Origin of the sequence: Erythrobacter sp. SCSIO 43205, assembly GCF_019904235.1 — a bacterium.
Taxonomy (GTDB): domain Bacteria; phylum Pseudomonadota; class Alphaproteobacteria; order Sphingomonadales; family Sphingomonadaceae; genus Erythrobacter.
Window position 1 is genome coordinate 2,240,379 of sequence record NZ_CP063202.1, and the last position, 13,697, is coordinate 2,254,075.

Annotated in this window: 11 protein-coding genes; 4 read left to right on the top strand and 7 right to left on the bottom strand. The window is 56.2% G+C overall.

Annotation, left to right across the window (positions count from 1 at the left end):
- Positions 1-18 precede the first annotated feature (18 nt).
- Positions 19-921 (bottom strand): N-acetylmuramoyl-L-alanine amidase, encoded by a 903-nt coding sequence (locus tag INR77_RS10585; RefSeq protein WP_223071023.1) that lies wholly within the window; start codon positions 919-921, stop codon positions 19-21.
- 495 nt (positions 922-1,416) lie between these two features.
- Between INR77_RS10585 and INR77_RS10590 the strand changes: the two genes are divergently transcribed.
- Positions 1,417-4,167, top strand: coding sequence for a ribonuclease E/G (locus INR77_RS10590; protein ID WP_223071024.1), 2,751 nt, complete (start codon positions 1,417-1,419; stop codon positions 4,165-4,167).
- Positions 4,168-4,215: 48 nt separating this feature from the next.
- Here the strand turns inward: INR77_RS10590 and INR77_RS10595 are convergent, their stop codons facing one another.
- Positions 4,216-4,866, bottom strand: coding sequence for a class I SAM-dependent methyltransferase (locus INR77_RS10595; RefSeq protein WP_223071025.1), 651 nt, complete (start codon positions 4,864-4,866; stop codon positions 4,216-4,218).
- Positions 4,867-4,944: 78 nt separating this feature from the next.
- Entirely contained in the window at positions 4,945-5,715 is a 771-nt protein-coding gene (locus INR77_RS10600; RefSeq protein ID WP_223071026.1) for an SDR family NAD(P)-dependent oxidoreductase, read from the bottom strand.
- A 274-nt stretch (positions 5,716-5,989) separates the two neighbouring features.
- Between INR77_RS10600 and INR77_RS10605 the strand changes: the two genes are divergently transcribed.
- The 3 genes from INR77_RS10605 to zapE are packed head-to-tail and all read left to right on the top strand — an operon-like array spanning position 5,990 to position 8,381.
- Positions 5,990-6,772 (top strand): succinate dehydrogenase iron-sulfur subunit, encoded by a 783-nt coding sequence (locus INR77_RS10605; protein ID WP_223071027.1) that lies wholly within the window; start codon positions 5,990-5,992, stop codon positions 6,770-6,772.
- 11 nt (positions 6,773-6,783) lie between these two features.
- Positions 6,784-7,260 (top strand): PaaI family thioesterase, encoded by a 477-nt coding sequence (locus INR77_RS10610; RefSeq protein WP_223071028.1) that lies wholly within the window; start codon positions 6,784-6,786, stop codon positions 7,258-7,260.
- A complete protein-coding gene (zapE, locus tag INR77_RS10615; protein WP_223071029.1) occupies positions 7,257-8,381 on the top strand; it encodes a cell division protein ZapE in 1,125 nt (374 codons plus the stop codon). Before INR77_RS10610 ends, zapE begins: the two co-directional genes overlap by 4 nt.
- A gap of 6 nt (positions 8,382-8,387) precedes the next feature.
- Here zapE and INR77_RS10620 read toward each other — a convergent pair whose 3' ends face one another.
- The 4 genes from INR77_RS10620 to INR77_RS10635 all read right to left on the bottom strand — a co-directional run bounded on the left by INR77_RS10620 (position 8,388) and on the right by INR77_RS10635 (position 13,694).
- The gene (locus INR77_RS10620; protein ID WP_223071030.1) at positions 8,388-9,311 is read right to left on the bottom strand and encodes a crotonase/enoyl-CoA hydratase family protein; all 924 of its coding nucleotides are present in this window, start codon (positions 9,309-9,311) and stop codon (positions 8,388-8,390) included.
- A 227-nt stretch (positions 9,312-9,538) separates the two neighbouring features.
- Positions 9,539-11,437, bottom strand: a complete 1,899-nt coding sequence (locus INR77_RS10625; RefSeq protein ID WP_223071031.1) for an XrtA/PEP-CTERM system amidotransferase — start codon at positions 11,435-11,437, stop codon at positions 9,539-9,541.
- A 12-nt stretch (positions 11,438-11,449) separates the two neighbouring features.
- Positions 11,450-12,481: an exosortase A gene (gene xrtA, locus INR77_RS10630; RefSeq protein ID WP_255574017.1), complete on the bottom strand. Its 1,032-nt coding sequence runs from the start codon at positions 12,479-12,481 to the stop codon at positions 11,450-11,452.
- Positions 12,471-13,694, bottom strand: coding sequence for a TIGR03087 family PEP-CTERM/XrtA system glycosyltransferase (locus INR77_RS10635; protein ID WP_223071032.1), 1,224 nt, complete (start codon positions 13,692-13,694; stop codon positions 12,471-12,473). Before INR77_RS10635 ends, xrtA begins: the two co-directional genes overlap by 11 nt.
- Between the last annotated feature and the right edge of the window lie 3 nt (positions 13,695-13,697).

A 13,697-nucleotide genomic window follows, 5' to 3' on the forward strand; every position in this document is an offset into this window, starting at 1 on the left:
CTAGCGCCTAAGACGCGTTCATTGGGAAGCTGCAGGAGCAGTGTCGGCACGCCTCGCCAGATAGACCCGGATCGCGCGCTCCAATGTGTCGACATAAGCGCGCCTTCCCTCCTTATCCATGAGTTTGGCAAGGTCATTGCGGTTAGTCACAAACCCGCTTTCAAAAAGAACACCGGGCACATCAGGCGCGCGCAGCACTGCCAGTTCGGCAGAGCGTTTGGCGAAGGGATGAAATTTGATCTTGCCTTGCCCTTCACGCAGGATCAGCTCAGCCAGCTCGACCGCGTCTTCCTGCGTGCGCGATTGTGATAGCTCGACCAATATCTCGCTCACCGCACTGCTGTCGGTTTCAACTTCAATGCCGTTCAAACGGTCGGCAGCATTTTCACGCTCGGCAAAGCGTGCGGCGGCCTCGCTCGATGCTTCGTTGGATAAAGTGTAAACCGTTGCCCCGGAAACTTCCGCGCGGTCCCCTGCTGAATCGATGTGGATCGAAACAAACACGTCTGCATCCAATTGACGCGCAATTTCAGGGCGATAGGCCAATGGAATGATACGGTCATCCTCGCGTGTCATCGCCACACGCACACCGCCGCTTTCCAGCAGTCGGTCACGCAGTTCGAGTGACAAGGCAAGGACGATGTCCTTTTCGTAAACCTCGCGGCCACTGGAAAGTCTCTGCACCTTTCCCGGATCACGTCCGCCGTGCCCTGCATCAATGACAACCAAGGGCCGAGTGGTATCAGAAGGCCCCTCAACCTTAGGCAATTCAAAGGCAGGGGGTTCAGGCGCAAAGGTAAAGCGCATGACATAATCGCGGCCCCATTCGGGAACCGGAATTTCTATACCAAGCGCCCGCGCCCCGCCCAGCACAAGGGCCGGCACGGCGAGGATCATCAAAAGGAGCGTGCGCACACTCATAACGCGACCCGGATTAGATTGTTGCGCATGGATAGCGCAATAGTGTTGCGGGCGACTTCCCACGGTGCTAGCTGTTTCAAGGAAGGCGCTAAAGATTTGCCAAGTAAGGCAGCTTTATGAAGTTTTCGCTTTACCCGCGTTTGCGATTTATTCGTTTATGCGGTCTATTCACAGGGCCGAAAAGCATGGGACATCCTCCATCGCTTGGCCCCTTACAGGTTGATGCAGTGACGAGACGCTCCTCCTCGCAAATTTTCGCTCAGCGCGTTGGCGCGGGCAAAATTGCGAGTCGCAGCGCGGTAACAAACCGCAGCTCGTTTACAGCAGACACGTTTATGGCGTTCATCGGTCAAATGACACAGGACGCTGTTTCTTACACCAGCGCGCACAGCGAGGGGCACGAGCCTCTCCTGAGAACGCGCGCTCATTACCCCAACAATTCACGCCGCTCGCGCGCTTTAACGCCGCGAGATTTAGGCGTTCGGAGACAATTACATGGCAACGCGTATGCTCATCGATGCGCGCCACTCGGAAGAGACCCGGGTGGCGGTGCTCAAAGGCAACCGGATTGAGGAATTCGATTTTGAGTCTGCTGAACACAAGCAGATCAAAGGCAACATCTATCTAGCAAAAGTCACGCGGGTCGAACCCTCGTTGCAAGCTGCATTTGTGGACTTTGGTGGCAATCGCCACGGCTTCCTCGCGTTCAACGAAATCCACCCGGATTATTATCAGATCCCGCAAAGCGATCGCGAAGCGCTGCTTGCTGAAGAGGCCGAAGCGGCTGAAGAGGAAGCGCGGCTTCGCGCCGAAGAAGAGGAAGAAGGCGTTACCCCCGGCGAAGAATATGACGCCGAGGAAGAAAGCGCCGAAGCCCTTGCCGAGGATTTGGCTGAAGACGGTCTGGAAGAGATCGACACCTCGGACAAGGACAAAGTGTCCACCATCGAAGACGGCGCGTCAGATGACGACGGCGAAGACGATGATGACGAAGATGATCCTGACGAAGATAATACCGATGAGTCTTCTGAAGATGGCGAAGATAAGCCGCGCCGTGGCCGCCGTGGCCGTGGTCGCCGCCGTCAGGGGCGCGGCAAGAAAGGTAACGGCCGCAGCCGCGCCAAAGAAGTCGATGAAGTGCGCGCGAAACGTATGGCGCTTCGCCGCCGTTATAAAATTCAGGATGTTATCCAGCGCCGTCAGGTACTGCTGGTACAGGTCGTCAAGGAAGAGCGCGGCAACAAGGGCGCAGCCCTTACCACATATTTAAGCCTTGCGGGCCGTTACACCGTGCTCATGCCGAACAGCAGCCACGGTGGCGGGATCAGCCGCAAGATCAATTCTGCGAGCGACCGTAAACGTTTGAAAGAGGTTGTGGCCGGGCTTTCTCTGCCAAAGTCCATGGGGCTCATCGTGCGCACAGCGGGCCTCTCGCGTACCAAGACCGAGATCAAGCGTGATTTCGATTATCTCGCTCGCCTGTGGGATGGTATTCGCCAGACCACCCTCTCTTCGACCGCGCCATCACTGATCCATTCGGACAGCGACCTTATCAAGCGCGCGATCCGCGACATCTACAATCGTGAAATCGAAGAGGTCGTCGTCGAAGGCGAAGAGGGCTACAAATCGGCCAAGGCGTTCATGAAGATGCTGATGCCCAGCCACGCGCGCCGGGTAAAAGCCTATTCTGATCCCGTGCCGCTGTTCCAACGCTATGGCGCCGAGGATCAGCTGCGCGCGATGTATGATCCGATGGTTCAGCTGAAATCAGGCGGCTATCTCATCATCAACCCGACCGAGGCGCTTGTCTCGATCGACATCAACTCTGGCCGCTCGACCAAAGAGCACGGGATCGAGCAGACCGCGCTTCACACCAACTTGGAAGCCGCACGCGAAATCGCACGGCAACTGCGTTTGCGTGACATGGCGGGCCTCGTTGTGATCGACTTTATCGACATGGAGTACAACTCCAACGTTCGTAAGGTCGAGAAAGCGATGAAAGAAGCGCTCAAAAACGACCGTGCGCGCATTCAAGTGGGCCGTATTTCGAGCTTTGGCCTGATGGAAATGAGCCGGCAGCGCCTTCGCACTGGCGTGCTTGAAGCGACGACGCGCGAATGCCCGCACTGCGACGGCACTGGCCTTGTCCGTACGGCATCTTCCGCCGGTCTTTCTGCGCTGCGCCTTCTCGAAGATGAGGCAGCCAAAGGCAAAGGCACCATCATCAAGCTTGCCGCAAGCACTGAAGCGGCGATCTATCTGCTCAATGAAAAGCGCAGCGAGCTTGTTGAGATTGAACAGCGCTATGGCGTCACCATCGAAGTGTCGCCTGAGGGCGAGGATGAAGGCGCAAAGATGAGCGTCTCAAGCGCTGGTCCGCGTCCGACCGAAGCGCCCAAGTTTGAACCCATTGTCGATGAAGACGAGGACGACGACATCCCCGAAGAAGATTCTCACGAGGATGACGAGGAAAAGCCGAAGAAAAAACGTCGCCGCCGCCGTGGTGGACGTGGCCGCAATAAAAAGCGCCAAGATGAAAATTCGGGCGAAAATGACGAGGGTTCGGACGACAGCTCTGGTGATGAGGACGGCGACGAGAAGTCTTCCGATGATAGCGGCGATGAAGGCGACGACAAGCCCAAGCGCCGCCGCCGCCGTGGTGGCCGTGGTCGCCGCCGCAAGCAGGATGGCGAAGCCGATGAAAAGGCAATCGAAGAGGGAGCCGAGGCTCTCGAAGAGGTCGCCGAGAAGGTCGAAGAGGATGTAGCGGTCGTTGCTGCACCTGACGGCGAAGAAGATGCTGTTTCGGAGGTCCAGGAAGAGCCCGTCAAGGAAGAAAAACCCAAGCGCAAGCGCGCTCCGCGTAAGAAAAAGGTTGAGGCCGAAGCTGATGTCTCGACTGAGGATGCGGCTGAGGAGAAGCCCAAGCGCAGACGCGCTTCTGCCAAGAAGGCAGATACGAAAGACGCCGATGCAACCAATGATACGGCAACACCAGAGGCCGCAAGCGAAGAGAAACCCAAGCGCAAGCGTGCACCACGCAAGAAAAAGGCAGAATTAGAAGTAGAGGCTCAAACTCCTGAAGCCGACGCAGCTGCTAAGCCTGCTGCAGATGATACAGCACAATCTGAAGTGGCCCAGTCTGAAGCACCTCAGTCTGAAGCGCTGGATGCCGACACACAGACGGACGCTAAAGATAGCGGCCCGAAAAAACGCGGATGGTGGCAACGCACTTTTGGTGAGTGATTAATTGAGTGATTAACAGGGCGGCTCGGAAAAATGTGTGCGCGAGGATTACTCGCCCACTTTCCGGGCCGCTCCCCACTCATTCCACATCGCCCATCGCGGCGACTTGGGCATATAACCCCGGCCTAATTCTTCGACCTCAAAGCCAGCATTGGCAAAGGCGGAGGAAATTGGCCGGGTCAAATGGCACCCACCGGCCAGATGCTTCCACAAAGGTTCAATCCTGTCCTGCCATTTGGCAACACTGGCATCAGGCGCGCGCCCGTGTTCAAGGAACAGCGCCGTGCCTGCGGGCCTCAAGATCCGGCGCATTTCGGAAAGCACCTGCGCCGGCTCTTGCACCGAGCAAAGCGTAAAGGTGCACACAACCGTATCGAAAGAATTGTCAGCAAATGGAATATCTTCGCCTATCCCCTGGCGCATATCCACTTGCTTCATATGATCTGGCCAACCCTTTTTCGCTGCTGCCTCGCGCGCGGTTTCCAGCATCCCTTCGTGCGGATCAATCCCGGCATAGCTGGTCACAGCATCGACGTCATAAAACTCCTGATTGATCCCGCAGCCACAACCCAGTTCAAAGACATCGCCCTTGGCAAGCGGCACCACAAGTGAGCGGCGCTTCATCACCTGTCCCATACCGCAAGCGCAGCCGATCACCTTGGGCACGATATTCGCATCGTACCAATCGCCCAACCCCATACACTCGCTCCCCTCATATGTTTACGGTGAGTGTTGCCTATCTCATTCGACTTGCCAAGATGCGTCAGGACAAAGCACTTATGGCTCAATCACCTTTCCCGCAAAGTCAAACACTTGGCCTGATTGTTCGGGGGTGAGACTTGCCAAAACAGCGATCAAGTTGTCCGCCGCCTGCATCGCATCGGTCAACTGACCTTCAGGCAGACCTTTTTGAAACGGCTCAGATAGCGCGGTATCGACAGTGCCAGGATGAAGCCCTGCAACCACACCTTGCTCATGGGTCCGCCCCATCTCAATCGCGAAGTTCTTAAGCAGCATATTAAGCGCGGCCTTGGACGCTCTGTAAGAGTGCCAGCCCCCCAGCCCATTGTCCCCAATCGACCCCACCCGAGCGCTCATCGCGGCAAAGGTGAACGGGCGGGTCCGGGGCATCAGGCCCAGCATATGTTTGGCGATCACAGCTGGCCCTATGGCATTGATAGAAAACACTTTTGCCATGACATCGGGGTCAAGCCGCCGATAACTGCGCTCTGGTCCGGTGCCATCGTCTAGCGTTAATACACCGCTTGCCACCACGACCCATTCAGGCGGCGCATCGCGCATCATGTCAGCCGCGTTTCGGATGCTTGCCTCATCCTCAAGGTCGAAGCGAAACGGTGTGACGTTAGAGCTCTGATACCCCTCCCCCGAACGCGATCCGGCGTAAATCTGCGTGGTGCCCAACTGCTCAAGCCTTCGGACAAGGGCATCGCCAATTCCGCCGCTTGCGCCAAAGATCGCTGCACTCGCCGGAGCCGCGCGGTGGTTCACCTGCCTCGATGAGGCGCTGTCATTTCCTAGATCTGTCATGACAGCTATAGTGAGCGAGACTTAACCTTGTTCCCCAAAGCAAAGAAAGTTGGGAAAGTGTCAAATTTACAATTTCACTCAAACCACTGAGAAATAGAAACTATCGGGGTGAACGCTGTTGGATTTGCTTGGCACTTGTGTCTAATTTCGCCGCCAAGTCCGCGCGCAAATTGAGTGATTGGCAAGGGCTATCCCAAAGTGTGCAATAGCCACTCTCTTGCCACAAGGCGCGAAGGCGCTAGATAGGACCAAACGCAATTAGGGATAAGCGATCATGGCGACTTTCACGCTGCCGAAAAATTCAAAAATCAAAAGCACTGGCAAGGTTCACAAGGCCTCTGGCGGCTCGCGGATAAAATCATTCAAGATTTATCGCTACGATCCCGACACGGGCGAAAACCCGCGCTATGACAAGTTCGAGATCGACCTTGATGAATGCGGTCCGATGGTTCTTGATGCCCTGTTCAAGATCAAGAATGAGATTGATCCCACGCTGACTTTCCGCCGCTCATGCCGCGAGGGAATTTGCGGGTCATGCTCGATGAATTTGAACGGCAAGAACGGTCTTGCCTGCACCACCGCGATTGAAGACTTGAAAGGCGAGATTCGTATCACTCCCCTGCCCCACATGGATGTGATCAAGGATCTGGTGCCTGATTTCACACACTTTTATGCGCAATACGCCTCAATCAAGCCATGGCTACAAACGGTGAGCACGACGCCATCTGGTAAAGAGCGCCTGCAAAGCCCGGCTGAACGGGAAAAGCTCGACGGTCTTTATGAGTGCATCTTGTGCGCGTGCTGTTCGACCTCGTGCCCGTCCTACTGGTGGAACTCTGACAAATTCCTGGGTCCAGCCATCCTTCTTCAAGCCTATCGCTGGCTCGCCGATAGCCGCGATGAAATGACGGGTGAGCGTTTGAACGAACTCGAAGATCCGTTCCGCCTTTATCGTTGCCACACGATCATGAACTGCGCGAATGTGTGCCCCAAGGGCCTTTCGCCAGCCAAAGCGATTGCCGAAACCAAGAAGATGATGGCCGAACGCGCCATCTAAGCTTGGCTGCGATGTCTCTTCGCGAAGAATATTTCGACGATGGTCCGTGCCCGGACAACCCCGGTTGGCGGCAGTGGAACGTCAAGGACAAGACTATTTTCAACGGCGCGGTGATGGGGCATCTCATTACCCGCGTCGATGACGACGGCAAGGCGCGCCTGCGGATGTTTCCGGAGCGCCGCCATGAAAACCTGCAAGGTATGATCCACGGCGCGATCAGCCTGTCGCTGATCGACATATCCATGTTCACGACCATGCACATGATCGGCAGCGGAAATGCTGGCCCGTCGGTAACTCTGGAATTGTCGACCCAATTTGTGGGAGCTGGTGATCCGGCCCTTCCGCTTGATGCGGTGAACGAGATTGTGCGCGAAACAGGAAAGCTGGTCTTTGTGCGCGGGCAAGTGGTTCAGGGCAACAACGTTATCGTCTCCCATTCGGGCATCGTGCGCAAATTTTCGAGCACTCGCACTGACGCAAAATCATGACGGGGACGCTGGCGCGTTATGAGCAGCTGATCGCTAATGGAGAGCTGCGCGAAGATGCGGATCAAAGACGCGCAGCAGCCCGGCTTGACGCCTTGCAAAAAGAGCTGGAGGCCGAAAAACCCGGCGGGCTTTTAGCTCAGCTGTTTGCGAGCAAACCGACCCGCCCTCAAGGTGTTTACATGGTGGGAGGCGTTGGCCGGGGTAAATCCATGTTGATGGACCTGTTCCACGACAATCTTGGGATTGCCGAAAAACGCCGCGTGCACTTCCACGCTTTCATGCAGGAAGTCCACGCCGAAATGCGCGAGGCGCGAAAAGCGCATGAAGGCGACCCCATTCCGCCAGTCGCTGCCAAACTTGCCAAGGGCGTCCGGGTTCTCGCGTTCGATGAAATGGTAGTCACCAATTCAGCCGATGCCATGATTATGAGCCGGCTTTTCACCCAGTTGATTATGGAGCAAGGCGTTACCATCGTAACCACCTCCAACCGTGCGCCCAGCGAGCTTTACAAAGACGGGCTCAACCGCGAGCATTTCCTCCCCTTCATCGACCTGATTGAGGCCGAGCTTGATGTGATGACGCTCGATGGCCCGACCGACTACCGGCTTGATCGGATCGGAGGGTTAGAAACATGGTATTCGCCCCTGGGGGACGAAGCCACGGCCAAAGTGCGCGAGGTGTTCTTTCGTCTCACAGATTTCGCCCCGGAGGATGCGGACAATGTGCCATCTGGTGAACTTGCGATTGGCGCGAAGCGTACGCTGCACGTTCCCAAATCATTGAAAGGCGTCGCAGTTTTCAGCTTCAAGCGCCTTTGTGCAGAGGCTCGTGGGGCGCCCGATTACCTTGCGATAGCGCGCGAATATCACACGGTAATCCTCGTCGGCATCCCGCAAATGGGCCCCGAAAACCGGAATGAAGCGGCGCGGTTCGTCACCTTGATTGATGCCCTTTATGAGCACCGCGTCAAACTGTTCGCGACCGCTGCAAGCGAGCCTGAAGCGCTCTACCCCTCAGGCGATGGCAGTTTCGAATTCGAGCGCACGGTGAGCCGCCTCAATGAAATGCAAAGCGATGAATATATGGCACTGGGCCACGGGTCAGACGGCAGCGAAGGATAGACCCACTCAGGCCGCGGCAAGCCTGTCAGCAAGACGCCCCTGCGCGGATACCAGACGGCTCATCACTTTAAGATCGTGATCGGAAAGTTTGAGCGCGGTATCCGCCCAAAGCTCAGTGATCTCGTTGAGTTCGTCCAATTGTATCGGCCAGACCTTTTTCATGGCTTGATATGCGCCAACGATACCAGAGTGGCGACGTTCCGACTTCTTGATGAAGTCGCGTACAGCGCTAACGCCTTCGCCTGGCTCCGCAATCTGGTGGACGAGGCCAAGGTCGTACATCTCTTGCGCGGTATACGTCTTGTTCGACAAGATAATGCGCTCCGCCATCGCGGTGCCCAGTTTGCGAGCGAGAAAGGCGTGCGCGCCCATTCCGGGATAAAGGCCGAACATGATCTCAGGCAGGCCAAAGGTCGCGTGCCGTTCTGCAATGATATAATCGAATGAAAGGAGAGCCTCGAACCCACCGCCAAGCGCTGCGCCCTGGACAAGACCGATCGTTACCATCGGCAATCCCAGTGAACGAACATTGCGGTCAAGGATGGCACAGCAGCGGTGACCGTACTGTACTAAGGCATCGCGGTTCTTGGTCCGGATCAGATGTTGAAACAACTCAAGATCACCGCCAAAACAGAAGACATCCTGCGAGCGGCTGCCAAGCACGAGATAGCGCAGCGGAACTTTGTCTTCGCCAAAACCGGTCGAGATCAACTCCTGCCACCGCTCGAAATCTCCGAGCATGGCCGGCGTGAAGCTTGGCCGGCCCTTGGGACGCATATAGGTCCACAATGCCGCATCACGATCATCGTAAAGAACATCGAGCTCACGAAGCTCAAACAAACCATCTGGAACGGCGTTATTCAGAAGGCTCTCGGAAAGTGCCTCCTCGTCCCCTGAAAACGGGAGAGGATTTCCCGCGCTGCTGTCCATCGCACCATTCTCCGGACTCGACCCAAAGTCCGCCAGACTCATGCCTTGGCGGTTTGCGCAGACTTCTTTGGCCCGCGTCGAAGTCAAATTAGTCCGATTTTGCACGATTTTGCAAATAGATAATTTACCATCTTCGACAGTCTTGATCACCACTGTGACAAAATGGGACAAATAAATGTTATATTATTTCACCAACTTTGAAGGTGTTGCTGTGGCCCGGCGCATCGTCACAATTGAACATTGAGATTGACCAAGGATTTTTCCAGCATCAGCAACTGCCACAAGGTGCGCGAATGATCACTGCGCCCGGAAATGTGGGCGTTGGCCAATTTGCCCGCTTCGGACGGGTTTGCCCAACCCATTTGGACAAGTCGGGAGGACGATGCGATTGCTCTGATCTCGTGCGCCAACGGACCTCGCATCCATTGTGCGATTGGCGTTACAAACCCTTGTTTTGGGCGGTATAAAACATCCTGCGGGAGGTAGCGCTCCATACATTTTTTGAGCAAATATTTGCCGGTCCTCCCACGCACCCTCAAACTTTCAGGCAATTTTGCGGCAAATTCGACCAATCGATGATCAAGCAGTGGCTCGCGCGCTTCGAGGCTTACCGCCATGCTGGTGCGATCAACCTTGGTAAGGATATCACCGGGCATCCAAAATTTAAGGTCAGCGTATTGAGCCCGGTCGAGGCCCGATCGCGCAGGCGCCTTTCGCAAAACTTCAGTAAGCTCGGCTTCGGAGGAAAATCCCGCCAGTTGAGAATTGAACTCAGGCGTAAAGATCCGCGAACGCAGGTCAGGATTGGTTACGCTTAACGCATTTGCATAACTCTGCTCCCCCTCCTCAGCGAGTGACAGCAGAGTTGTCTTGGCGCGAAAGATTTGTGGTGCCCAGTCTGCCTTGGGCCACAATCGGCCAAGGCCGCCAAACATGGGTTCGCGCAAGCCGCTTGGCAAAAGCGAACGCACACGCTCTTCGTTATGATGGAAAACCTGCCTGCGATAACCTGCAAACGCCTCATCCGCGCCGTCGCCGGAAAGAGCCACAGTGACCTTTTCACGCGCCAATTGACACACACGCCAAGTTGGCAGGGCCGAGGCATCGGCGAAAGGCTCATCGAACATCGCGGCCAGAGCATCAATCTCGCCAAAGTCGTCCTGGCTGACGGTTCGTACCTCATGCGATGTCGCAAATTGTTGGGCAATCTTTTGCGCATAGCCCGTCTCGTCAACCGACTTAACGTCAAAGCCAATGGAGCAGGTTTGTACAGGCTGGGCGCTGGCCTCGCTCATCAAGGCGACGACGCTTGAGGAGTCAACGCCGCCGGACAGAAACGCGCCAAGCGGCACGTCCGATACCATGCGCGATTGCACTGCCTCCCTCAGAAGATGGACAAGCTCTGCAGACAGATCGCCTTCTTTGCCTTTGAGGCGTTCTTCAAAGCTGATGTCCCACCAACGGCGCTGCGCTGGCATCGGCTTGCCGTGTTCAAGCAGAAGGAAATGCCCGGCCTGGAGCTTCGTCACACCGCTCAGAATCGAATGACTATCGGGCACATAACCCCAAGTCATGTATGCCTCGACCGCCTGCGGATTAATCCGACGGCGCATCATTGGATGAGCCAGGAGCCCCTTAAGCTCCGAGGCAAAGATCAGGCTGCCGTCTGACAAGTGCGAGAGGAAGAGTGGCTTCACCCCGAAACGGTCGCGCGCGAGAAAGAGTTGACGCTTGTCCAGATCATAAAGCGCAAAGCCAAACATACCATCGAGATGTGAAAGGCAGTCCGGGCCCCAGCGCTGCCAAGCGGCAAGGATGACTTCGGTATCGCCAGAGGTGCGAAATTGCGCGCCATCGCGTTCCAATTGTGTGCGCAGTTCGCGAAAGTTGTAAATCTCTCCATTAAAGACGATGGCCGCCCTGCCATCGCCAGAGAGCATTGGTTGAGGCGATCCTTCGAGGTCGATGATCGATAAGCGGCGATGGCCCAGCCCTATGCCCGCCTCGGTCCAGACACCTGCCCCGTCCGGCCCACGATGGACCATGGCGTCACACATTCGTTCAACCCGAACTGGATCGACCGGTTTTGGCGTCTCTCGATGAAATATCCCGGCGATCCCGCACATAATAAGAGCGCGCTAGCCGATTGCGACAGGGGCAGCAATCATCGCTGTCCCGCCTGCCAGAATACAAAGCGCCAGTGTCCCTGCCAACACCTTCATGGGGGAGGCATGATAGGGCTCAAGCCGCTTGAGGATTTCGAACCCGTGCACCTCGTCAACGCTCCAGCCGTAATCTTCCGGGTCGCGTTCGAAATATCTCCACGCAAGACCGAGGATGAGGATCACGACAAAGGCGAAGAAGAACCAGCCATAAAACACATGGTCAAAGCCCGCAGCGAACTCAACGCCCTGGCTTTGGGCGATAAAGATAGTGCCCCAAGCGCGGATACCGTTTGCGATGATGGGAATTATGATTGAGGCCGCCAGAAAGGCTAACCTTCGCGACCAGCTGGTAAAGCGGGTATATGCCACAAGCACCGCAAGCGTGATCATTGCGATCAGGAAACGCACGCCTGAGCAAGCCTCTGCCACGATAAAGAGGCCAACAGGGGTGTCGATATATATCCCGTCTGAAAACGCCGGGATGCCGCTGAGATGGGTCAAAACAATCGCAATCTCAGCCGTAATAACTTGGAGGGGTTCTATGATTTCATCGCCAAAAGGCACGAGAAAAACCCCAAAGCACAAAGGCAAGGCGATGATGGTGCAAGCTCTTGGGCCAAGAGATGCGATGACGATCCCTTGAAGCGTGCCCACGGCACCGGCATGAGCGATGAGGTTGGTGTCGGTCATCCTCCCCACGAACCAAAGCACAAGGCCCATTGCGATGACACCAAGGCCAGGCAGCCATGGCTTAGGGGCAATTTGGGCAAGTTCACTCGCCTTGAGCGCGACGAGCCAGCCGATGATGAAGGGGATAAGCAAAATGTGTGAATAGGTGTCGATGTTCCACCATTGGTGAAACATTTCGCCCCATTCGCGCATCGTCACTGCAAGGCTCGCTAATGAGCCCAGAACAAGCAGTCCCAAAGCCTCGCGCCAGTGAGGGGCGATGCGCGAGACGAGCCTGTGAGTATTCGGGCTTTCAAGCGTCACGTCAGGCGGCATCACGCGCGTCTCCCCTTCCTGCACTCACGAGCCACTCAAGCGGAGCAAGCATCGCGTTCCAATTGTGATGATCGAGTACAAACTGGCGTGCCGCCTTACCCATTGCCCTGGCAGCGCTTTGGTTCGCGCGAAAAGCGTCGATGCGATTTTGCATGGCCTGGGGCTCTAGCTCGCACAGCATCCAGTGCTCGCCATCAGCCGCATCAATTCCTGTTGCCGCTTCGCTAGTCAGCAGCACTGGTCGGGCCATGGCCATGGCCTCCAACACTTTGTTCTGAACCCCACGCGCGATTGACAATGGCACAATCACACTATCAGCCGCTGCGATGAACGGACGCACATCGGGAACCTCTCCCCAAATGATTACACCCTCACCAGCTTTGTCCTGCAATCGCTTGGTCGGATTGCGGCCGACGATGTGTAATTCCGCATCGGTGTGTTGCGACTTGTACAAGGCGAAAAACGACTCAATTGCCCAAAGTGCCGCTTGTTCGTTGGGTGGATAATCCATTTGTCCGGTGAAGACGAAGTGGGGTCCGGGACGCCGTGACAGTTCAGGATGAGGCGAGGTGCGAGATGGGTCGAAAAAGTCTGAATCAATCCCATTACCGATCACCTGCACATTTGTTTTGTGAGGGACCGTTAGGCGCGAGCGGAACAGCTCAGCTTCGTTGTCGCTAATCAGGATCGTTGCATCGGCCCGCGCGGCCAAGCGCTCTTCTTCTCGTGCCAGCAAGCGGCCTTCTCGCGAGTTCAGCCTCACGCGCTGTCCTGCGGCTGCATAGTTTTCGAACTTGGCGCTATCGACATCGCACAGGTCAATCACCACCCGGCCAGCAAAATCGTCAGGGATATATTGGCCCATCTGCCCTGAAAAAACGAAGATTGTGGTTATGGGACGAGTGGCGAGCGTGTGGCGCACCCATTCTTCAAGGCGGGCAGAATGAAAGGCGGTGAGGCTCACAGGCTTGCCAGTCAGAACCGCTTCTGCCCCTGCAAGGACCAGTGGCTTGCTGCGATTGACCACGCAATGCGATGCGGCAATCGCTTCAACCTCTTTGCCCCCTGCCCGGTCTTCGGCATTCTCGGCAAAGCAACCCACATGAACAGGCGCGAGGCTTGCGAGCTTTTTGAGCAGATTGGAGCTGCGGATCTTATCTCCGCGATTGGGCGGAAAGGGAACCCGGTGCGCTAGGAAAAGAATCTCACCCATACG